The following is a 22,138-nucleotide window of genomic DNA, read 5'->3' as shown; positions in this document are numbered from 1 at the left end:
CTCCTTTCATGGGGGCGGACGGCTAGCTTACGAAGCCGACTTTCGTGTAGTCGTAGGTGGCCAGACCCGGTGCGCCGTAGTTCGCCACCGTCGAGCGGACACCGAAGTTGCCCGGATCCTGGGTGAGCGTCAGCGAGAAGCCCTCCTCGAACACCCTCTTGTCGACCTCGTTCGCCAGGGCGATCGCCTTCTGCGGATCGAGTTCGTTGAGGGTCTGATCGATCAAGGCGTTCAGATCGTCGGAGCCGATGCGGCCGAAATTGCTCTGCTCGTCGTCGGGGTGATACGCGTAGATCTGCGGAATGCTGCCCAGCGGGAAGGCATCGCCGGAGAACAGGAACTGGGCGATGTCGAAATCACCGGGGATCATCCAATCGGTGAAGAACCCCTGGCCCGGCTTGGTGTCGATAGTCAGCTTGACCCCGACCTTCGCCAGATCGTCCTGGATGATCTGCGCGACCCGCACCCAGGTCGGATCGTTGTACATCACATCGCGGATCTCGAGTTTGCGACCGTCCTTGACCCGCACATCGCCTTGCATCTTCCAGCCCAGCGCGTCGAGTTCGCGCCCCGCGGCGTCGGGATCGAAGGGGAAGCTGTTGTCCTGGTAGCCGTCCTGGCCCTGCACGAAGATGTGATTGCCGAGCGGCTTGGGATCGGTCACGAGGCCGTTCTCGATGGCGTTCGCGATGCCCTGCCGATCGATGGCCTGCATGATCGCCACCCGCAGTTTCGGATCGGCGAGAATCGAGCCGGGAGCACCGTTGAAGGTGATGTGCCGCCATAGATTTCCCGGTGCGTGCCGCACGACCAGATCGGAACTGGTGCGCACGGTCGCGAGATCTTCGATCGAGGTCAGCCGGGCGGCGTCGAGTTCGTCGTTCTGGAGGGCGGCGGCATAGGCGGACCGATCCATCACGCTGTAGGTGATGGTGTCCAGCTTCGGCTTGTCGCCCCACCATTTCGGATTGCGGGCGAGCGTGATTCGCCCCTGGGTGCGATCGGTGGACTGCACGACGAACGGACCCGCGGTGAGTGTGATCGCGCTGGCCAGTGCGTGATTGAACGCCTCGGGATCGGCGGTCACCGACTTCGGATACAGCATCGAGTTCCCGGCGAACTGCCCGCGCCAGTCGGTGTAGTGCTGTTTGAAGGTGATGACGGCCTGGCGGTCGTCGACACCGCGCTCCACCTTCTCCACCCGGTCGAAGCCGTTGTTGATCGCGATCAGATACCGCTTGTCGGCACTCGACAGCGCATGCGCCTGCGACGCGATGTCCTCCCAGGTGATCGGCGAACCGTCGCTCCACACCGCCTTGGGATTGATGGTGTAGGTGACCTGCTGTGGCTCGGTTCCGGTGAGCTGGATATCGGTGAAGTAGTCGTGGTTGATGGTCAGCTTGCCGGCGGCGTCGACGTAGTAGGAGCGCGGCATCAGCGGCCAGACGACCTCGCCGATCTCCAGCTCGTTTCCGTCGGTGGACAGCGCGTTCCAGTTCGCCGGGAAGGCACTGATCGCCAGGCGGAGATTGCCGCCGTCCTTGACCGCGTCCCGCGGCTGGGGATTGATGTCGTTGGAGCCACCGAGGGCGTTCGGTCCGCTGGCCGTGTCCACCTGCGCGCATCCGGCTACGGCGATGCCCACCGCGGCCGCGATGCCCACTGCGGTCAGCCGCAGCGCCCGAGTACGAATCTGCACGGTGACTCCTAGCGTGAGACGACGGGAAGCGGAACCGCGTCGATCAGCGCGCGGGTGTACTCGTGCTGGGGCGCCGCGAAAATCTGCTCGGCCGAACCGGATTCGACGATCTTGCCGCGGTACATGACCGCGATGTCGTGGGCGAGATTGCGCACCACCGAAAGATCGTGTGAGACGAACAGATATGACAGGCCGCGTTCGGCCTGCAGATCACGCAGCAGATTCAGTACGCCGGCCTGAATGGAGACGTCCAGCGAGGACACCGGTTCGTCCAGCACCAGCAGTTGCGGATCCAAAGCCATCGCGCGTGCGATATTGATGCGCTGTTTCTGCCCGCCGGAGAAATCGGCCGGATAGCGGTCGGCGTGTTCGGCGCGCAATCCGACCTGTTTCAGCAATTCCGGTACCCGCTTGCGGATTTCGTCGCGGGAACGGCCGTCGATGCGCAGCGGTTCGGCCAGGGCGTCGAAGATCGGCATGCGCGGATCCAGCGACGAGGAGGGGTCCTGGAAGACGATCTGCAACTTCCGGCGGATCTCACGCTTGCGGGCCTTGGTGAGTGTGGCGACGTCCTCGCCGAAGATCTCGATACTGCCGGCCTCCGGCTTCACCAGGTCCATGACCTGGTTCAACGTGGTCGACTTTCCGGATCCGGACTCGCCGACCAGGGCCAGGGTGCGGCCGGTGCGGACCTCGAAATCGATACCGTCCACCGCGCGCACCTCGCCGGTGCGGCGTTTGAGGACCACACCGGAGGTGACCGGGAAGATCTTGGTCAGCCCCGAAACCTTCAGCACCACATCGGAATCGGGGACATCGATGGCGGCGGTGGCATCGGTTTCGCTGCGATAGGCGGCGAACAGTTCCTCGGTGCCCACCTCGGCCGTGCGGATACAGGCGGCTCGATGTCCGGCAGCGGTGTCCTGCAGTGGTGGTTCGGCCGCCGTGCACTCCTCGATCGAGACGGGGCAGCGCGGTGCGAACGGGCAACCGGGCGGCAGCGCGTTCATGGCGGGCGGGGCGCCGACGATCGGAATGAGCGGTACCCGGGCGGGGCCGTCCATCCGGGGAATGGATCCGAGCAGCCCGACCGTGTACGGCATCCGGGGAGAGTTGAACAGTTCAGCGGCGGGGGCGTTCTCGACGATCCGCCCGGCGTACATCACCGCGATGCGGTCGGCCAGCGTCGCCGCGATCCCCATATCGTGGGTGATCATGACGACGCCGGCGCCGGTGATGTCGCGTGCCTTGCGCAACAGGTCGAGGATCTGCGCCTGCACCGTCACATCCAGTGCGGTGGTGGGTTCGTCGCAGATGATGAGTTCGGGATCGTTGGCGATCGCCATCGCGATGACCACGCGCTGGCGCATACCGCCGGAGAATTCGTGCGGGAAGGCCTTGGCCCGCGCCTCCGGTTCTCCGATACCGACCAGATCGAGCAGTTCCACCGCGCGCGTGGCCGCCTGCGATTTGCTCATCTTCTTGTGTGCGAGCAGGGCCTCGGCGATCTGATCGCCGACCCGGTACACCGGTGTGAGTGCCGAGAGCGGATCTTGGAAGACCATGCTGATTCGCGCACCACGCAAGGCGGACAGCTGTTTGTCGCCCATGCCCAGCAATTCCTTGCCGCGCAGCCGGATCGAGCCGCGCACCCGGGCCTGTTCGGGCAGCAGGCCCATCACGGCCAGCGAGGACACCGATTTACCCGAACCGGATTCACCCACGATGGCGAGGACCTCACCGTCGGTGACGGTGTAGTTCACCCCGCGCACCGCGTCGATGCGGCCCTGCTCGCCCGGAAACGAGATGCTCAGGTCCGAGACCTCGAGCAGCGGCGTCGTGGTCGTGCGTTCGGTCATGCCGCTTCTACTTTCTCGGCCTTCTTCATCTTGCGGCCCGCGCGTGCTCGCCGGGAGGTCGGGTCGAACGCATCGCGCAGACCGTCGCCGACCAGGTTGGCGCACAGCACGATCGCAATCAGGAAACCTCCGGGGAACAGGAACAACCAGGGAAAGGTCAGGGCGGATTTGGTGCCGAAGGCGATCAGCGAGCCCAGTGAGACATCCGGCGGCTGCACACCGAAACCCAGGTAGCTCAAACCGGTTTCGGACATGATCGCGATGCCGACCGCGAGTGTGGTGTCGATGATCAGGATCGAGGCGATGTTCGGCACGATATGGGTGACGATCACCGATCGGGTCGAGGCGCCCATATATCGTGCGGCTCGCACGAATTCGCGCTCCCGCAGCGTGAGCGTCATACTGCGCACGATCCGGGCGCTGATCATCCAGCCGAATGCCGCCAGCAGCACGATCAGCAGCAGAATCGAGCCGCTGCCCTTCATCCGGGGCGCGAAGATCGCGATGATGATGAAGCTGGGCACCACCAGCAGCAGATCCACCAGCCACATGATCAGGCGGTCGATCCAGCCGCCGAGCAGACCGGCGATGGCGCCGGTCGTCACCGCGATCAGGGCCGCCACCACCGCGACGCAGAAACCGATCAAGAGCGATTTCTGGAGGCCGTGCAGAGTCTGGGCCAGCATGTCCTGGCCGATCTCGTTGGTGCCGAACGGATGTTGCGGGCTCGGCGGTTGCAGCAGTGCGAGCGGATCGCGCTCCTGATAGTCGTAGGAAAGGAACGGCGGAATCGCGAAGGCACCGATCACCATGATGATCAATACGATGCCCGCGGTGACCGCGGTCTTGTTCCGGACGAATCGGCGCCACACCAGCTTTCGCCGGCCGGCCGCCACCGGCTCCGGTGCGCCCTGCACGATGATCTCGGTTTCGGTCATTTACCTGCGCACCGTCCCGCCATCTTCTTCCGCACCGCCGACACGATCATCCGACCCGCACCCGCGGGTCGAGAACGGCGTACGCGATATCGGACAACAGGCCCGACACCAGCACCACGAATCCCACGAACACCGTGACGGTCACCACGATGTAGACGTCCTGCCGGTTGATCGCATCGACCAGCCATTCACCCACACCGTGCCAGCCGAAGATCTTCTCGGTGAAGGTCGCACCCGTGATCAGGGCGCCGAAGCTGTAGGCGAACAGTGTGGCCATCGGAATCAGCGCGGTGCGCAGACCGTGTTTGTACAACGCTCGGCGCCTGGTCAAGCCCTTGGCCCGGGCGGTGCGGATGAAGTCGCTCTGCAGGACATCGAGCATCGCGTTGCGCTGATAGCGGCTGTAACTGGCCATCGCCGCCAGTGCCAGGCCGAGCGTGGGGACGATCATGTGCTGCAGCCGGTCGACGAACTGATTCCAGAAACCGTGCACGGCGGTCGCCGAGGTCTCGCCCGTATACAGGAATATCTGTTGCCCGGTAGCCGTATTGATCTCGAGCGCACCGTATTTCAATAGGGTGGCCAGCAGGAATACCGGTGTGCTCAATATGATCAGCGAGAGGATCGTCGTGAAGTAGTCGCTGATGCGGTATTGCCGGATGGCCCCGGCCGCGCCGATCAACACACCGAGCACCGTGCCGACCACCGAGCCGACGATCAGCAACCGCAGACTGACCCCGACCCGCCGGCCCAGTTCCGCACTGACCGGCTGTCCGGCCAGGGTCTTGCCGAAGTCACCGTGTACGACCCCGCCGACCCAGGTGAGGTAGCGCTGCGGGATGGGCTGGTCGAGATGCAGTTCGGCGGCCTTGGCATCGATCACCGACTGGGGTGGGCGCGGATTGCGCTGTTCGAGGCTGTCCAGCGGGCGAAATGTCAGCGACGCCAGACTGAACGCCAGGAAGGACGCCAGTGCCAGCAGCACGACATAGTTGAGCGCACGTCGCAGCAGAAAGCCGGTCATCGGTCCCCTCGGGTCGGTTCACTAGCCCCTGATCATAGGGAATGGTCTGGAGTCCACCGCAGATATCGTGCACCACGTGCGGCATCGGCGCACGGAATGGATTACAGCCGCACCCCGCTTTCGGGCAGGATGGAATGGGTGACGCGCCTGCCGAAACCCAAGATGGTTGCCACCGATGTCGATGGCACGCTGCTCGACGGCGCGGAGCGGGTGACGCAACGCACTCGGGCCGCGGTGACGGCGCTGATCGCCGACGGCGTGCCGTTCGTGCTGGCCACCGGCCGCCCGCCGCGCTGGATCGATCCGGTGATCGACGGGCTCGGATACGCACCCCTGTGTGTCTGTGGCAACGGCGCGGTGATCTACGACAGCGCCGCCGATCGCATCCTGCACAGCAGCACGCTGGACGTGCCGAGTCTGGAGTGGATCGCCGATCTGGCCGAACGGGTCCTGCCGGGCTGTGGCCTGGCCACCGAGCGGGTGGGCAGCAGTGCTCACGACGCCGCCACGCCGCAGTTCGTCAGCTCGCCCGAATATGAACACGCCTGGCTCAATCCCGACGACACCCAGGTATCGCGCCGCGAGGTGATCTCCACACCGGCGATCAAGATGCTGATCCGCCTGCGCGGGGTGCCCAGCGGTGAGATGCAGGCCGCGCTGGCGCCCCATCTCACCGGACGGGCCGACATCACCTTTTCGACCGACGACGGCCTGATCGAATTGTCGGCACCGGGCATCACCAAGGCCTCCGGACTCGCCATCGTCGCGCAGCGCCTCGGCGTCGAGCACGCCACGATCCTCGCCTTCGGCGACATGCCCAACGACATCCCCATGTTGCGAATGGCCGGACACGGTGTGGCCATGGGTAATGCGCATCCGCAGGCGCGTGCGGCGGCCGACGAGGTCACCACGTCCAACGCCGACGACGGTGTGGCCCGGATCCTCGAGCGCTGGTGGGAGCGCTGAGGTTCATCCCCGCCGGACTGTCCGGGTGATCGCGCGGGCCGGGTGAAGGCGAACGCCACGCGCAGCGGTGTGCTGCGCGTGGCGTTCGCTGTGCTGTGCGAGTTCAGGCCGCGGGATCGCTCGGTGGTGCGGGCTGATCCGACGCCGGCGCGGTGTCCGGCGCCGGTGGTTCGGCGGGGGCCTCCGGTGCCGGTGCACCCTGATCCTCCGGTGCGGGCGCCGGCTGAGCTTCCGGTGCGGGCGCTGCCGGGGCCTCCGGTGCCTGCTGAGCGCCCGGTGCTTGTGCCTCCGGTGCCGATTGCGCGTCTGGTGCGGGCTGATCCGCCGCCGGGCCCGGCTGCGGCGCCGAGCCCTCCGGTGCCGGTAGCTGTGCCGGAATCGGGTCGCCCGCCGGATTCTGTTGGTTGTCGGCGTGTTTCAGCAGCGTGGTCACCACACCGGTCGCCGTATTGAGAATCAGCGAGCCGAGCCGGAAGTCCGCGCGTTGCCCGCCCGGCACCGGATACGCGCTGCGCAGCGGTGTTCCGAGCAGACCGGAGTCGGCTCCGAGTTGAACGAAACGGTCCAGCAGTTGCCCCGCCAGTTCGATGATCGCACCGTCCGGCGCGGCATAGACATAGCCGTTGACGAACTTCGCGTACTGGCCACCGTCCTGGGTCGGCGCCGGTTCCGCGGCGACGGCACCCAGGTGACCGTTCGGACCGCCCTGCGCCGCCCAGTATTTCGCGATGACGTTCTGGTCGACCATGCTCAGCAGCCGGTTGGTCAGATTCGCCAGCGCGGCCAGATCTGTTCGCGGGCCCGGCTTCTCCGGTCCGCTCCGTACATCCGTCGTGACGCCCGCGGCGATCTCCCTGATCTGATCCATCCGCGCGTAGGCCGCGTCGCCGGGGCAGGTGGTGCTACCGACATCGCGATGGGCGAACACGATCGGCAGTTGCACCGCCGCGCCCTCGGCATACGGAGTGAAGTCGGTTCCCTCGGAGTACATGGTGGTTCGGCCCTGGGGATCGAGTCCCGCGGTCTTGGCTCGCCAGCCGACGTATTGCCCGGTGGCCTGGAGCTGAGCGTCGGTGGGCGGCTGGGATTCGAAATCGCCCATCATCGCCACGCCCGCGGTGTTCTCGTTGAAGCCGCCGGCATGGGCGCCCTCGACCGGGCGGTCCATCCCGCCGTACCGGCCTTCGAAGATCTGCCCGTACTTGTCGACCAGCGCGTTGTAGCCGATATCGCACCAGCCCAGTGTCTTCGCGTGATACGCGTAGATCGCGCGCACGATTCCGGCGGATTCGGACTTGGAATAGTCGTTGCGACCGGCCGTGTGGTGCACCGTGATTCCGCCGAGCCCGTCGTCGTAGGTCGGTTCCTCACAGCGCAGCGATTCGTCGGCGCCCCACTGTGCCCGGCTGATCACCTTGGGGCCACCGCCGGGCAGCGACGCGGCGATCGAGGTGAGCTGATCGTCGATGGCCCCGCGGCCGGGGTCGATCAGCACGGCCGAGAGCGGAGCGGCGGCCTGCGCCGGATCGTCGGTGCGTTCCGCGCCGGGATTCGCGACCTTGTGCGTGGTCAGGACCTGCACTGCCTTCGTGGCGCCGACGTAGATCGGTTCGGTGCCGGTCCGTGCCGGTGCGGGGGAGCGGTCGTCACGGTTGGTGTCGACCTGATCGGCCGGGTACCAGGCGCCCCAGGTCCCGTCGGACTGCTGGGCGCGGACGAGTGCGGTGGTGTCGGCCAATTGGGTGGCCGTGAACGCGACCATGCTGAACGGTGTGTCGCGGGTGAGCTGCTTGACCTCCGCTCCCACCTGATCGGTCAGATCGGCCGGTACGTTGCCCGGGGCGAGTGCGGGTGCCGACGGGTCGGCGGCCGGTGTCTGGGTCGGGTCCAGCGGTGCGGCGATGAATCCAGGGCCCGAGTGGGTGGGCTGCGGCTGTGGTGACGGTGTGGTCGAAAGCTCGCCCAATTGCGGCAGCGGGATCTCGTTCGGTAGTCGCACGCCAGGCGGGGCGGGTAGTCCGGGCGGTACCGGAATCGCCTTGGGCAGGGGCAGTTTCCGCAGATCGGACAGGTGCAGGTCGGGAAGATTCAGGCCGGTGAGCTCACGCAGCGGCAACACGACGTCGGGGGCGGAAGCCAGGGCCACCTCGGCGAGTTCCGCGGGGATCGCGGCAAGGTTGCTGTCATCTGCTGTCCGATAGCCGGGGGATTCGCGCAGTGTCAGCGTCGCGAGTGGGGCAGCGACCGCGAGGGTGGCGACCACGGGTAGGACAACGGAACGTTTTGGACGACGGTACGGCACGAGCATCTCCCATTCAGGTAGAACCGGTGACCGCCAGCTCGAGCACGGGGTTGATTCCTGACGGATCAGTGGTCACACTAGTCCCAAATGCCACAGATCTAAACCTTTGGTTGAGGCTTAGGTCTATGATAGCTCGAATGTAACTTCCCGATAGCCATACAAGGTCAGGACATGCCGGGCGTGCGGGTGTGGTCGTTCAGCCGCCGACCGTCCACCGAACCCGTTGGGAGGCACCGTGAATGACGATCGCGCAGCGCCTCGCTGTGTCGACCGGGTGCGAATGTCCCGCGAATCGCAGGAGGCACGGTGAGTGACAATCGCGCAACGGCCCGGTGTGCCCGATCGAGTGCGGATTTTCCGCAGAGCCCAGGAGGCACGATGAGCCGGCATCGGACGAGCCGGTGCGGGCGTCCTGCAACGCACAGGAGCGACCGATGACCCGCATCGAGAACCGAGCGAGGCACCTCCATCAGGTGGAGCCGGCGAGCAGTGGCTTCCCGGACCGTTTCCGGCACCGCCGAGGACAACTACTGCATCGTCGACGGATTCGGCGCGGCGCGCTGATCGGATTGGTCGCCCTCCCGGTCGCCGGTGGGACCGTGATCGCGTTCGTGCTGTCCGCCGGCGGCGGATCCGGGCCCCGGAATGTTTCCTACGAGGCCGTCGCGGGCCCCGGGCATGGGCGCGGGATGAGTCAGGACGGTGCCTTCGACCAGGCCGCCGGGGGTGCCACGGCCGACAGCATCCTGCAGCACTACTACCCGGGCGCTCAGCTGGCGACCATCGCGCCGACGACCGTGCGGGTCCGGCTGACCGTCTACGACAACGAGACCCTGGACGTGTCCTCCGATTCCGGGCTCACTGTCGCCGGTCGGCGTGTCGTGGCCGGCCAGGCCGCTCATCTGACTCCCACTCCGGACGGCGGTGCGAACGTCGTGGTGACCATCGGCTGTGACGGCGCCGTGCTCTGGCAGGGAGCGACCGATGATCCGTGGGCCCATCCCGCCGACCCCGGCCCCGACCGCCCGGCGGCCGAACACCTGAAGGTGTGTGACGGATCCGGATTCCGCGGGGCGCTGGGAGTCGCCGAGGACAACGGCGCGCCCGTGACGGTGAACCAACTCGATGTCGATGACTATCTGCTGGGTGTCGTCCCCGCGGAGATGCAGGCCAACTGGGCCGACAAGGGTGCCGCGGAAGCCTTGCGCGCACAGGCGATCGCGGCCCGTTCCTACGCTCTGGCCGAACATCGCTACCCCTACGCACAGACCTGCGATACCACCGACTGTCAGATGTACCCCGGCACCGACAAGGAAGACTCCCGCGCGGCGGACGCCGTCCACGCGACCGCGGGACAGGTCCTGATGCGCGACGGCCGGATCCTGCGCACGGAGTACTCCGCCGCGCCGGGAGGCGGGCAGCCGATCGATATCGCGACACTCGAGGTGGGACCCGCGCCCGATCAACTGTTGGCGGCTCCGGCTCCCGCCGCGCCCGCTCCGATCGGGCCCGCCGACCCGCAGCAAGCTGTCCGGGCCAGTACCGTCATCGATACGAAATATGCCGAAAGTGGCGGTGCGTCAGGACCTCTGGGTGATCCGATGGGCCCCGAATCGCTGCTGCCCGGCAGGGGCGGGACATTCCGCCTGTATCAGGGTGGGGTGATCATCTCGACCCCGACGCTCGGCGCCCAGATCGTCGACTACGCCCGGCTCCTGCAACTGGCTCCGGATGTGACGCAGACTGTCGGGGTGGATGCGGCGGACCGGGTCGCACCCGGCGGTACCCATACCCCCGGCACGGCGGCTACTCCGACGCCGCCCGGGACCCCCACCGCGGAGTCCGCGTCGGATCGGCCCGGCCGGCCCGCCTCCGCGGATGTGGAGCCTGTCCAGCAGCCGCCGGTGGCCCCGACCGCCGGTGTCGCGGCGGCCCCGGACGACGCCGCACCGGTTCCCGGCGTCGCGTCCCAGCCGCCGGGCGAATGAGGCCGGCACTGCCGATTCCGGCTCAGCCCAGGGAGGTGTCGTCGACGGATTCGGCGAGCCGCCGCAGCAGATCCCCGAGCTGATCGAGATCCGCGCGGTCCATTCCCGCCAGAAATCGGACCTCGTTGTCGACGTGTAGCGGCATGAGCTCATCGATCATCTTCCGGCCATGGTCGGTCAGCTGAACCCGGATGGTGCGCCGGTCCTTGGCGTCCGGCATCCGGCGGACCAGATCCTTGGCCGCCATGCGGTCGATGCGATTGGTGATGGCGCCCGAGGTCACCATCGTGGCCTTGATCAGATCGCCCGCCGTGAGCCCGTCGGGTCCACCGGAACGGCGCAGCGTGCTCAGGACGTCGAACTCCCAGTATTCGAGGCCGTGTCCGGCGAAGAAGTCCTTCATCTCGAGCTCGAGCCGCCGGCCCATCCGCTTGATCCTGCCGATGATGTGGGTGGGCCAGACATCGAGGTCGGGACGGACCTCCCCCCAGTCCGCGACGATCCGGTCCACGGCGTCGCTCATGGCTCTCCTCTCGATGATGTGAATCTCAATGTTCATATACTTGACATCAAGCTATGTCGCGGTGTCGAATTATCTCAACATTGAGATTATCAATCGGGAGATACGCCATGACACGCACCGCGTCCCGCGGGTCGAGTGCAGCCGTCCTCGCCGTCACCGGGCTCGCCCCGCTGGTGTGGGGCAGCACCTACGCGATCACCTCGGAATTGCTGCCGCCCGACCGGCCGATGTTCACCGCGCTGATGCGTGCCCTGCCCGCCGGACTTGTGCTGCTCGCCGTGACCCGCACCTTTCCGCACGGGCGTTGGATCGGCCGGGCCGCGCTGCTCGGGCTGCTCAATATCGGCGCCTTCTTCCCCCTGCTGTTCCTGGCCGCCTATCGCCTACCCGGTGGTGTCGCGGCCGTACTGAGCTCGACCGCACCGGTTTTCGTACTCGGCTTCGCTGGGCTGCTGTTGCAGGCGCGGCCGAGTGGTCGCAAGGTGCTGGCCGGCGTCATCGGCGTCGCCGGAGTGGCATTGGTGGTGCTGCGCGCGAATGCCGCGCTGGACACCGTCGGCGTCCTCGCCGGATTGGCGGGGGCCGCGCTGATGGCCGCGGGCACCGTGCTGACCGGTCATTGGGGCCGTCCCGAGGGGGTCGGGCCGCTGGCGTTCACCAGCTGGCAGCTCACCGCGGGCGGGCTCGTCCTCCTGCCGTTGGCATTGATCACCGAGGGTGCGCCGCCCGCGCTGGATGGCGCCGCCGTGGCGGGATACCTGTACCTCGGCGTGCTGGGCACCGCTGCGGCCTATGCGATCTGGTTCCGCGGGCTGGCGCGGGTGCCGGCGACCTCGGTGGCCTTCCTGGGGCTGCTCAGCCCGCTGTCGGCCGCCGTGATCGGCTGGGCGGCACTCGGACAGTCACTGACCGCACTGCAACTGCTCGGGATGGTGATCGCACTCGGCGCAACGGTGCTGGGGCAGATCGGGGTTCGCGTGCGCGAACCGAAGCCCGTCGATGTGGTACGGGAAGTCGATGGGCCCACCAATTCCGAGATCCGCGCGGCCTGAGCCGAATCGGTCGATGAGGAGCTGAAAGATCATGCGAATAGCAGTCTTCGGAGCTGCCGGCACCGCCGGATCCCGAATCGTCGACGAGGTGGAAGGACCGTGTCACCTTCGCCGGCGTTTCACGGTCGGCTACTGAGCCGCGTTATCCGGTTCTTAAGGATCGGGTAACCGGGGACGGCGATGATGAACGGCGTGTGGTTCACCCCGAACCGGTGTGGCCGACAGGCGGTAGAGTCCCAGCCCGACAGCTAGGGGGAGGCCGATGGCGACGAATACGGTCCGCTGCCGCCGAACCGCTGTGATCCGAATCCTGAACCGCGAGGGGGGACAACGCCGATGAGCTACCCGTATGGTCAGCCCGAATATCCGGGGTACGGCGGCTATCCGCCTGCCGGTTATCCGCCCGCGGGTTATCCGCCGCCGGGTTACGGGCCCTACGGCTATCAGGAGCCACGGCCCAGTGGCGGTGCGGCGATCACCGCGGGCGTCTTCGCGCTGTTGCTGGCACTGCTCGCAGCCCTGGGCATCATCGGATTGCTCAGTGCCGCGGCGAGTCTGAACAAGGTGCACCGCCACTACAGCTCCTACAGCGACAGCTACGTCACGACCGGATCGAGCGGTGCGGGCAACATCTTCTACGCGATCGCAGCGGCCGACGGCTTGTTCGCCCTGCTGTGGGCGATCGGCGGCATCATGCTGATGAACCACAAGAACGCCGGCCGGGTCATGCTCGTCGTGCTGTCGTCGATCGGTCTGCTCGGCGGGATCGCCGGAATCGTGTCGGCCTTCGCCAACGGCGTGCCCGCGGCGTCGATCGGTGGCATCGTCGGTCTGGCGATCGCGGTGCTGATGTTGAGCCTGACGCTGTCCGGCTCGGCCAAGCGCTGGTGCGGTGTGGGCATGGCGGCCTATCCGCCGGCTCCGTACTACGGCCAGCCGCCCTACCCGTACTGAGGGGTCGGCCATGGGATATCCGTATGGGCCCCCGTACGCCCCGGTGGCGTCGCCGAAACCGGGTGGGGGAACGGCGATCACCGCCGGAGTCCTGACGTTGCTGCAGGGTATCGGGGTCACCGTCCTCGCGATCGCGGCGGCGGTCTCCACACGTCAGGATCGGCAGGACGGGTCCGATGTGTCGGGGGACATCATCGGGCTTGTCGTGGTGGGCGGAATCGCGGCGTTGCTACTCGCCGGCGCCATTCTGTTGCTGGCCCGGCGCACGGCGGGGCGGGTCATCGTCATCGGGATGTCCGCGCTGGTGATGCTGGTGATTCCGGGCCTCGGAATTCTCCTGGCCGTGACCAGCGATGTGGAACAGGGGGATGTGCTGACCTTCGCGGTGCTGTTCGGCATCCTGCTCGTCGTCGAACTGCCGATCCTCGTCTGTGCGGTGGCCAGCTCCACCGGGCGTTGGATCGCTGCGCGGACGGCACCCGATCCGATGTATCCCTACCACTGAAACCGGATGTGCCCCGGCTTCAGACGGTGCACATCGACCGGAGCACACCGCGCAGAATCGGCGCGCCGTAGGTGGCGGGTGCGAAGGCCAGTGTCTCGGCGATACCGAGCGGAGTGAGCACCGCCGACGACACTCCGGCCAGACCGCCGATGCCGTTGGCCGCGGTCAGCAGCAGGCTGGTCACATCAAGGGCGAGCGTGGTGAGGTCGAGTGCGTTCTGCACGTTCACATCGGCCAGCGCGACGGTGTCGAGGGCCTTTCCCTCATAGATGTCGAAGCCGAGATTGGTCAGGAAGGTCACCGGGCCGTAGTCCATGTAGTCGACCAGCGGTCCGAGCTGTTCGGTCTTGCGCAGTAGCGCCGCCTTCGCGATCCGGTTGTCGCGCAGGAAATCCTGCAGGCCGGAAGCGGCCGTGTCGAGCTGTCCGCGATCGATCGGCAGATCGCTGTGCGCCAGGAATTCCCGGGTCCGCGCGACGACGGTGGCGGTCGTCAGATCCGCGATCGGAGTGCAGGTGCCGTCGGCGGCCCGTACCTGCCGGGCGAGGTCGGTGATCGGCGCCGGGACATCGATGTGCTCGCCGGGGAAGCCGGTGTCGTCATTCAGATCCAGCCGGCTGCCGCCCGCGTCGGCGGGGCAGCGGTCGCGCACCTGGTCCTGAACGCGGCGGGCCAGCCACTGCACACCGCTGAAGACGCCGCCGACGAGGAATTTCAGGAAGAACCCGGCGGTCGGCACCAGACTCACGGCCAATTGCGCCGGGATCTTCACGATCCGGTTGGCGAGGATGAACACCTCGATCACATCGGCCACGGTCAGCCGGGAGACCGAGACCGTCCGGTCGATCCGTCCGGTGCGCACCGCGTCCAGGCCGTTGACCAGATAGGTCACGATGGGATTGTCGAGTTCGGCCGCGTATCCGCCGAGGCTGTTCGGATCGACGGGCAGCGCGTCGCGATGGATCCGCAGGGCGGCCAGGTCGCGCCGGAATCGCGCGACCCGATCGTCGTAGGCGCCCAGTTGTGCCGCCGGAATCGACGCGCGCAGCGTTGCCGCTGCCGAGACCGTGATGTCGTCGAAGGTGGGTGCCTGTTTGCCGCACATCCCGGCACCGTCGGCGACGGTCACCGCCGCGAGTGCGTCCGGCGGATCGGCGTGGACGCTCGCGGGTGTGAGCAGCCCCGCCCCGAGGACACCGGAAAGGACGACAGCGGACAGGGTGGGGGAGTACGCACGGGACAATCGCATGGCTGTGATTTCCTTCGAGTCGACGACCACGATCCATCGGAACTGGACGGCCGTTCAGTTCGGTGCACATGTAATAGTCGTGCGATGTCGTGCGGGTGAATAACAGAGTTACCGGCGTGGGAAATCGTGGTGGCCGTCGCGGTTCGGCAACGGCCTGAAGACGCGGCGCGACGCTACGGCTACGCTGGGCTCCCGTGACCGTCGCAGCTCCCTTCGATCTGATCGTCGTCGGCTCCGGATTTTTCGGGCTGACCGTTGCCGAACGCACTGCCAACCTCCTGGGTAAGCGAGTGCTCGTGGTCGAGCGCCGTTACCACCTCGGTGGTAATGCCTATTCGGAGCCGGATCCGGAAACCGGAATCGAAATCCACAAGTATGGCGCCCACCTGTTCCACACCTCCAACAAGCGGGTGTGGGATTACGTCAACCAATTCACCGAATTCACCGGCTATCAGCACCGCGTCTTCGCCCTGCACAAGGGGCAGGCGTACCAGTTCCCGATGGGACTGGGCCTGATCTCGCAGTTCTTCGGCCGATATTTCACGCCCGAGGAGGCTCGGGCGCTGATCTCGGATCAGTCCGCCGAGATCGACACCGAGGACGCGGCCAATCTGGAAGAGAAGGCGATCTCGCTGATCGGCCGCCCGCTCTACGAAGCCTTCGTCCGCGATTACACCGCCAAGCAGTGGCAGACCGACCCCAAGGAACTGCCCGCCGGCAACATCACCCGGTTGCCGGTCCGCTACACCTTCGACAATCGCTACTTCAACGACACCTACGAGGGCCTGCCGCGCAACGGCTACACGGCGTGGCTGGAGAAGATGGCGGAATCGGATCTGATCGAGGTCCGGGTGGACACGGATTGGTTCGAGGTCCGTGACGAGATCCGCGCCCAGAACCCGGACGCCCCGGTGGTCTACACCGGCCCGCTGGATCGCTACTTCGACTACAGCGAAGGCGAACTCGGCTGGCGCACCATCGATTTCGAGACCGAGGTGCTGGAAACTGCCGACTTCCAGGGTACTTCGGTGATGAACTACAACGATGCGGATGTGCCGTACACCCGGATCATCGAGCCGCGGCACTTCCACCCGGAACGCGACTCGTACCCGGCCGACAAGACGGTCATCATGCGTGAGTTCTCCCGCTTCGCGCAGACCGGTGACGAGCCGTACTACCCGATCAACACCCCCGAGGATCGCGCCAAACTACTGGCCTACCGCAAGCGGGCGAAGAACGAAACCGCAACGGCCAAGGTCGTTTTCGGCGGCCGGCTCGGCACCTACCAGTATCTCGACATGCACATGGCGATCGGTAGCGCGCTCAGTACCTTCGACAATGTGCTGCGGCCGCACCTGGAATCCGGTGCGCCGCTCACCGACACCGATTCCCGGTAGTCGCGTGCGCCCCCAGCCCGTACCGCGGATGCAGGAAGTGAAATGACCGCACAACTGACCGTCGAGGACATGACCACCGAGACCCGCGCGAAATCCCTACTGCAGCGCATCATCCTGCCTCGCCCGGGCGAGCCGCTGGACGTGCGGACGCTGTATCTGGAGGAGTCGGCGACCAACGCCCGGCGCGCGCACGCGCCGACGCGCACGTCGCTGTCGATCGGCGCCGAATCCGAGGTGTCGTTCTGCACCTACTTCAACGCGGTGCCGGCCAGTTACTGGCGGCGCTGGACGATTCTGGACTCGGTGGTGCTGCGCCTGGAGCTGTCCGGGCACGGCCGGGTGGACGTGTACCGCTCCAAGGCCGACGGTTCCCGGATTCATGTGCAGGGCAACGAATTCGCCACTTCCGCGCCGTCCGATTCCGTCTCCGTGGAATTCGAGGTCGAGCTCGCACCGTTCGAGGACGGTGGCTGGATCTGGTTCGACATCACCACCGACAGTGCCGTCGAATTGCGCAGCGGTGGCTGGTACGCGCCGATCGAGGCGCCCGGTGAGGGCAGCATCGCGGTCGGCATGCCCACCTTCAACCGGCCCACCGACTGTGTGAAAACCCTTGCGGCCCTTGGCTCGGATCCGCTGGTGCTGGAGAAGATCCAGGCCGTGATCATCCCCGATCAGGGCAATCGCAAGGCCGTCGACGAGCCCGGATTCGCCGAAGCGGCAGCGGTTCTCGGTGATCGGCTCGCGATCCACAACCAGCCGAATCTCGGCGGTTCCGGTGGTTACAGCCGCGTCATGTACGAGGCGCTGAAGACCACCGACGCGCAGTACATCGTCTATATGGACGACGATATCGAGATCGAGCCGGACTGCATTCTGCGTGCGCTGGCCTTCGCCCGTTTCTCCCGCACACCCACCCTGGTCGGCGGGCAGATGCTCAATTTGCAGGAACGGTCGCATCTGCACACCATGGGCGAGGTCGTCGATCGCGGTATCTGGATGTGGACCGCGGCGCCGAATGTCGAATACGACCACGATTTCTCGAAATATCCGCTGCGCGACCGCGACAATTCGAAACTGCTGCACCGCCGGATCGACGTCGATTTCAACGGCTGGTGGACCTGTGTCATCCCGCGCTCGGTGGCCGAGGAGATCGGTCAGCCGCTGCCGCTGTTCCTGAAATGGGACGACGTCGAATACGGTTTGCGCGCCCGCGCCGCCGGATATCCGACCGTCACCCTGCCCGGTGCGGCGGTCTGGCACATGGCGTGGAGTGACAAGGACGACGCCATCGACTGGCAAGCCTATTTCCATCTGCGCAATCGCCTGGTGGTCGCGGCACTGCACCTCGGTAACGACGGCCGGCCGATGGTCGTCAACACCGTCAAGGCGACGCTGAAACATCTCCTGTGCCTGGAATATTCGACGGTCGCCATTCAGAACCAGGCGATCCGGGACTTCCTGGCCGGTCCGGACAAATTGTTCGAACTGTTGCCGACGGCGCTCGGTCAGGTCGCCGCGATGCGCAAGGAATATCCCGATGCGGTGATCGTCGGATCCTCCACCGAGTTGCCACTGCCCACCGGGGCCGATGTGGGCGCGGTCGGCGAGCCGTCCAATCCGCTGTCCAAGATCGTGCGTCTCGGCAAGGGTGTGCTGCACAATCTGCGCGGGGCCAAGTCCGAGCATCACGACCGCCCGCAGTTGAATGTTCCCACCCTCGACGCGCGTTGGTTCCTCCTCTCACAGGTGGACGGGGTTACCGTGACCACAGCCGACGGGCGTGGCGTGGTGTATCGCAAACGTGATCCGCGTCAGGCCCGGGAGCTGTTCGCCGAGGCGATGCGGCTGCGCCGGGAACTGGCAACCCGGTTCCCGGAGCTGCGGGCGAACTACCGATCCGCGCACGCACGGTTGACCAGCATCGCGGCCTGGGAGAACGCCTTCGGAATCAACCCGAGTGAGGTCAAATGAGCTCTCCTGCAGCCTCCGATCCGGCCGCTGCCCCGCATCTGCGGGTGGTGGCCGGACCGGCGTCCTCGCCGGCGGAAGTCAAGATCATCAACGCGGTACAGGGCGCGATCGGCACTCCGGCGGTGATCAAGGCCGCGCGGGGGATGTCGCACTTCGGTGAGCACGCGCTGGGCTGGATGGCCGTCGGCGCCGCCGGCGCCCTGGTCGACAAGTCCCGCCGGCGGCAGTGGGCCGGGGTGGCGGTCGGTGCCTTCGGCGCCCACGCGGCTTCGGTCATCATCAAGCGCGTTGTGCGCCGGCCCCGTCCCAACGACCCGTCGGTGCAGGTCAACGTGTCGACACCGAGCAAGCTGAGCTTCCCGTCGTCGCATGCCACCTCGACGACGGCGGCGGCCGTGTTGCTCGGAAAACTGACCGGGCTACCCTTGCCTGCGGTGCTCGTGCCGCCGATGCTGCTCTCCCGGGTCGTACTGGGAGTGCACTATCCCTCCGACGTACTCGCCGGGTCCGCTCTGGGGGCGGCATCCGCCGCAGCCGTGCTAGCCGCCGAAAAGAGATTCACCAGTGACCGCACAGGAAAGAACCCTCGCTGATATGAGTGAAGAGCCGACCGGCACCGACCTCGACGACGCCGTTCTGAAGGGTCCGCCGAAGACGCTGGCCGGCGGAATCGTGAAGGCCGTGCGGCCACGACAGTGGGTCAAGAACGTCCTCGTGCTGGCGGCCCCACTGGCCGCCGGCAAGGATGCGGCCTCGGGCGCGTACGTGCTCGCGGATGCGACCGTGGTCGCGCACATCGTGATCGCGTTCATCGTGTTCTGCCTGGCGGCCTCGGGTATCTACCTCGTCAACGACGCACTCGACGTCGAGGCCGACCGGGCCCATCCCACCAAGCGTTTCCGGCCCATCGCCGCGGGCGTGGTGCCGGTCAATCTGGCGTATTCGCTGTCGGCGGTACTGCTGGTCGCCTCGCTCGCCTTGTCGTTCGTGGCGTCCTGGCATCTGGCCGTGGTGATGGCGGTCTACATCGGCATCCAGCTGGCCTACTGCTTCGGCCTGAAACACCAAGCGGTGCTCGACATCTGCATCGTGTCCTCGGGCTTCCTGTTGCGTGCGGTCGCCGGTGGCGCCGCCGCCGACATCCGGTTGTCGCAGTGGTTCCTGTTGATCATGGCGTTCGGTTCGCTGTTCATGGCGGCCGGTAAGCGCTACGCGGAGTTGAAGATCGCACTCGACACCGGTGCGAAGATCCGCAAGTCGCTGCAGTACTACACACCCACCTACCTGCGCTTCATCTGGACGCTGTCGGCCACCGCGCTGGTGATCTTCTACGGCCTGTGGGCCTTCGAAACCGATCACAAGCACACCCAGTGGTTCGCCATCTCGATGATCCCGTTTACCATCGCAATCCTGCGCTACGCGGTCGACGTCGATGGCGGCGAGGCCGGGGAACCCGAAGAGATCGCGCTGGGGGATCGCATTTTGCAGCTCCTGGCCATCGCCTGGATCGGAGCGGTAGGTGTCGCTGTCTATCTCACCTGACGAGATGCTGGTAGCGGGAGACGAACACGGAGAAGGGACAGCGGCACAGTCGCCGGATCGCGCATCGACGCGCGATGGCGCTGCCGCGCGCCGCTTCTCGCTGTTGTCCCGCACGGTATTCGTCGGTGGGGTGATCGTCACCCTCCTGTTGTTCGGTATCGGCGCCTGGCAACGGCGCTGGATCGCCGACGACGGTCTGATCGTGTTGCGCACCGTGCGCAATCTGATGGCCGGCAACGGTCCGGTCTTCAATACGGGCGAGCGGGTGGAGACCAACACCAGCGCCGCCTGGACCTACGTGATCTGGTTCTTCGGCTGGATCAGCGACGCCAGGCTCGAATACGTCAGCCTGGTTGTGGCGCTGACCCTTTCGCTGCTGGCGATCGTCTTCGCCATGGTCGGTTCGGCCCGGTTGTGGCGGCCGTTCACCGGCGCCGCCCCGACCCTGCTGCTGCCCGCGGGCGCACTGGTCTACATCGCGGTGCCCCCGGCCCGCGACTACGCCACCTCCGGCTTGGAGAACTGTCTGGTCATCTTCTGGCTCGGCGTGCTGTGGTGGTTGCTGCTGCGCTGGAGTCAGGACGAGCGGCCCCGCCTGTCGAATCTGCTGCTGGCCGGCTTCTGGGCCGGGTTGTGCTGGGTGGTCCGGCCGGAGATGACCGTCATCGGCGGTCTGGCCCTGGTCGCGCTGTTCTTCTCACGCATGCCGCGGACCCGGTTGCGGCCCTTGTTCACGCGCGCGCTGCTGGTGGTGATCGGCGGTCTGGTGCCGGTCGGTTATCAGATCTGGCGGATGGGCTATTACGGCCTGCCGTACCCGAACACCGCGGTGGCCAAGGAGGCCGGTGGCGCGAAATGGCAACAGGGCCTGAAGTATCTGTGGGATCTGGTCGGTCCGTACTACCTCTGGATTCCGCTGCTGGTGCTCGTCGTCGCGGGAGTGGCCCTGCTGGTGCGCGCCCGCCGCGCACGTGATGTCGCGGCCGATGACACGGCCACGGATGGTCGGCTGACTCGTCTCCAGCGGTGGCTGCGGTCTCCGGCCGCGGTCGTGGTCGTGCTGGTCGGCGGCGGTCTGTTGCTGGTGGTCTTCAACATCCGGGTCGGCGGCGACTTCATGCACGGCCGCATGTTGCTGCCGCAGCTGTTCTGCCTGCTGTTGCCGGTTTCGGTACTGCCCGTGCGACTTCCGGTCGCGAGCGCGGAGTCGGATCGATCGGGGTGGTTGCGCTGGTCGTTCGCGCTGCCGCTGATCGCCTGGCTCGGCACCGTGGGCTGGGCGTTGTTCGCGGCCAACACCACCGCCAACACCTCGGGCGGCCAGATCAGCGCCTCCGGCATCGTGGACGAGCGGATCTACTACGTCCTCAACAGCGGTCACGATCACCCGGTCCTGGCCGAGGACTATCTGGACTATCCCCGGATGCGGGCGATGGTGCAGGACATCGCGGCCAATCCGAACGGCGGTCTGCTGATCAACTCCCCGTCGTACATGATGTGGTACGTCGCGCCGCCTCCGTTGCCGATCCCGCCCGGCGGGTACGGGCACACCGTCTACTTCCTCAATCTGGGCATGACCAGCATGAACGTACCGCTCAGCGTGCGGGTCATCGACCAGGAGGGGCTGGCCTATCCACTGGCCGCGCACACCGACCGACTGGCCGACGGCAGGATCGGGCACGACAAGAGCCTGTACCCGGACTGGGTGGTCGTCGATACCGGAATGGTCGATCAGCACCCGTGGATGCCCTGGTTCATGGACGAGAAGTGGGTGATCCAGGCGCGTACCGCGCTGACCTGCCCGGCCACCCAGGATCTGCTCGCCTCGTATCGGGCGCCGCTGACCCGGGATCGGTTCAAGCACAACCTCATCCAGTCGTTGCATTTCGCGAAGTACCGCATCGACCGGGTACCCAAGTACGAGATCCAAAGGTGCCATCTGGTGGACCCGACCACGCCGCCGCCGGTACCGAACTAGACCCCCGTCGGCAACGAACCCGCGCTGTATTAGTCTCGGTTTGATAACGCGGACGTATCGATTTCACGATACGCTCGGTGACGTACGTCCGTCGGGGGCGCATGGTCGTATGCGCGCGGGTGATCATTCGCAGAGGAACAGCGGTCTGACGGCCGCACAACGGAAAGGCCGGACAGGGATATGCGAGG

The 22,138-nt window shown here is 66.4% G+C and carries 17 protein-coding genes; 10 read left to right on the top strand and 7 right to left on the bottom strand.

All coding sequences use genetic code 11. The features are described from left to right. Nucleotides 1-22 precede the first annotated feature (22 nt). The 4 genes from AB0L57_RS06470 to AB0L57_RS06455 are packed head-to-tail and all read right to left on the bottom strand — an operon-like array spanning nucleotide 23 to nucleotide 5,520. Nucleotides 23-1,699, bottom strand: a complete 1,677-nt coding sequence (locus tag AB0L57_RS06470) for an ABC transporter family substrate-binding protein (RefSeq protein WP_364958139.1) — start codon at nucleotides 1,697-1,699, stop codon at nucleotides 23-25. Nucleotides 1,700-1,707: 8 nt separating this feature from the next. Beyond that, nucleotides 1,708-3,558: an ABC transporter ATP-binding protein gene (locus AB0L57_RS06465; RefSeq protein ID WP_364958136.1), complete on the bottom strand. Its 1,851-nt coding sequence runs from the start codon at nucleotides 3,556-3,558 to the stop codon at nucleotides 1,708-1,710. Next, on the bottom strand, nucleotides 3,555-4,496 hold the full coding sequence (locus AB0L57_RS06460; RefSeq protein WP_364958133.1) for an ABC transporter permease: 942 nt from the start codon (nucleotides 4,494-4,496) through the stop codon (nucleotides 3,555-3,557). Before AB0L57_RS06460 ends, AB0L57_RS06465 begins: the two co-directional genes overlap by 4 nt. 46 nt (nucleotides 4,497-4,542) lie before the next feature. Further along, nucleotides 4,543-5,520: an ABC transporter permease gene (locus AB0L57_RS06455; RefSeq protein WP_364958130.1), complete on the bottom strand. Its 978-nt coding sequence runs from the start codon at nucleotides 5,518-5,520 to the stop codon at nucleotides 4,543-4,545. A 129-nt stretch (nucleotides 5,521-5,649) separates the two neighbouring features. On the opposite strand from AB0L57_RS06455, the gene AB0L57_RS06450 reads away from it, so the two are divergent. After that, nucleotides 5,650-6,486: an HAD family hydrolase gene (locus AB0L57_RS06450; protein WP_364959277.1), complete on the top strand. Its 837-nt coding sequence runs from the start codon at nucleotides 5,650-5,652 to the stop codon at nucleotides 6,484-6,486. 103 nt (nucleotides 6,487-6,589) lie between these two features. On the opposite strand, the gene AB0L57_RS06445 is transcribed toward AB0L57_RS06450, so the two are convergent. Beyond that, a complete protein-coding gene (locus AB0L57_RS06445; protein ID WP_364958127.1) occupies nucleotides 6,590-8,749 on the bottom strand; it encodes an N-acetylmuramoyl-L-alanine amidase in 2,160 nt (719 codons plus the stop codon). 473 nt (nucleotides 8,750-9,222) lie between these two features. Here AB0L57_RS06445 and AB0L57_RS06440 point away from each other — a divergent pair, with 473 nt between their 5' ends. After that, complete coding sequence (locus tag AB0L57_RS06440) at nucleotides 9,223-10,776, top strand: SpoIID/LytB domain-containing protein (protein ID WP_364958124.1); 1,554 nt, start codon at nucleotides 9,223-9,225, stop codon at nucleotides 10,774-10,776. A gap of 22 nt (nucleotides 10,777-10,798) precedes the next feature. Here the strand turns inward: AB0L57_RS06440 and AB0L57_RS06435 are convergent, their stop codons facing one another. Beyond that, nucleotides 10,799-11,299, bottom strand: a complete 501-nt coding sequence (locus AB0L57_RS06435) for a MarR family transcriptional regulator (protein ID WP_364958121.1) — start codon at nucleotides 11,297-11,299, stop codon at nucleotides 10,799-10,801. 107 nt (nucleotides 11,300-11,406) lie between these two features. Between AB0L57_RS06435 and AB0L57_RS06430 the strand changes: the two genes are divergently transcribed. The 3 genes from AB0L57_RS06430 (at nucleotide 11,407) to AB0L57_RS06420 (ending at nucleotide 13,810) form a co-directional block, all read left to right on the top strand. Then, nucleotides 11,407-12,351: an EamA family transporter gene (locus AB0L57_RS06430; protein ID WP_364958118.1), complete on the top strand. Its 945-nt coding sequence runs from the start codon at nucleotides 11,407-11,409 to the stop codon at nucleotides 12,349-12,351. Between the two features lie 336 nt (nucleotides 12,352-12,687). Further along, nucleotides 12,688-13,305 carry a hypothetical protein gene (locus AB0L57_RS06425; protein WP_364958115.1) on the top strand — a complete coding sequence of 206 codons (618 nt, stop codon included), beginning with the start codon at nucleotides 12,688-12,690 and terminating at the stop codon, nucleotides 13,303-13,305. A gap of 10 nt (nucleotides 13,306-13,315) precedes the next feature. Continuing rightward, nucleotides 13,316-13,810 (top strand): hypothetical protein, encoded by a 495-nt coding sequence (locus AB0L57_RS06420; RefSeq protein ID WP_364958112.1) that lies wholly within the window; start codon nucleotides 13,316-13,318, stop codon nucleotides 13,808-13,810. A gap of 19 nt (nucleotides 13,811-13,829) precedes the next feature. Here the strand turns inward: AB0L57_RS06420 and AB0L57_RS06415 are convergent, their stop codons facing one another. Then, nucleotides 13,830-15,059 carry a hypothetical protein gene (locus tag AB0L57_RS06415; RefSeq protein WP_364958109.1) on the bottom strand — a complete coding sequence of 410 codons (1,230 nt, stop codon included), beginning with the start codon at nucleotides 15,057-15,059 and terminating at the stop codon, nucleotides 13,830-13,832. A gap of 194 nt (nucleotides 15,060-15,253) precedes the next feature. On the opposite strand from AB0L57_RS06415, the gene glf reads away from it, so the two are divergent. Genes glf through zomB form a run of 5 tightly spaced genes read left to right on the top strand, consistent with a single transcriptional unit; the run spans nucleotide 15,254 to nucleotide 21,950 of the window. Then, entirely contained in the window at nucleotides 15,254-16,456 is a 1,203-nt protein-coding gene (gene glf / locus AB0L57_RS06410) for a UDP-galactopyranose mutase (protein WP_364958106.1), read from the top strand. 42 nt (nucleotides 16,457-16,498) lie between these two features. Then, complete coding sequence (locus AB0L57_RS06405; protein ID WP_364958103.1) at nucleotides 16,499-18,430, top strand: glycosyltransferase; 1,932 nt, start codon at nucleotides 16,499-16,501, stop codon at nucleotides 18,428-18,430. Next, nucleotides 18,427-19,023: a phosphatase PAP2 family protein gene (locus tag AB0L57_RS06400; RefSeq protein ID WP_364958100.1), complete on the top strand. Its 597-nt coding sequence runs from the start codon at nucleotides 18,427-18,429 to the stop codon at nucleotides 19,021-19,023. The genes AB0L57_RS06405 and AB0L57_RS06400 overlap by 4 nt, the downstream gene beginning before the upstream one ends. Before the next feature lies 1 nt (nucleotide 19,024). Next, entirely contained in the window at nucleotides 19,025-19,972 is a 948-nt protein-coding gene (locus tag AB0L57_RS06395; RefSeq protein ID WP_364958097.1) for a decaprenyl-phosphate phosphoribosyltransferase, read from the top strand. Between the two features lie 4 nt (nucleotides 19,973-19,976). After that, entirely contained in the window at nucleotides 19,977-21,950 is a 1,974-nt protein-coding gene (gene zomB / locus AB0L57_RS06390; protein WP_364958095.1) for a flagellar motor control protein ZomB, read from the top strand. Nucleotides 21,951-22,138: the final 188 nt, after the last annotated feature.

The organism is Nocardia sp. NPDC052254 (genome assembly GCF_040679495.1).
Lineage (GTDB): Bacteria > Actinomycetota > Actinomycetes > Mycobacteriales > Mycobacteriaceae > Nocardia.
This window is presented reverse-complemented; position numbering and strand designations above follow the sequence as displayed.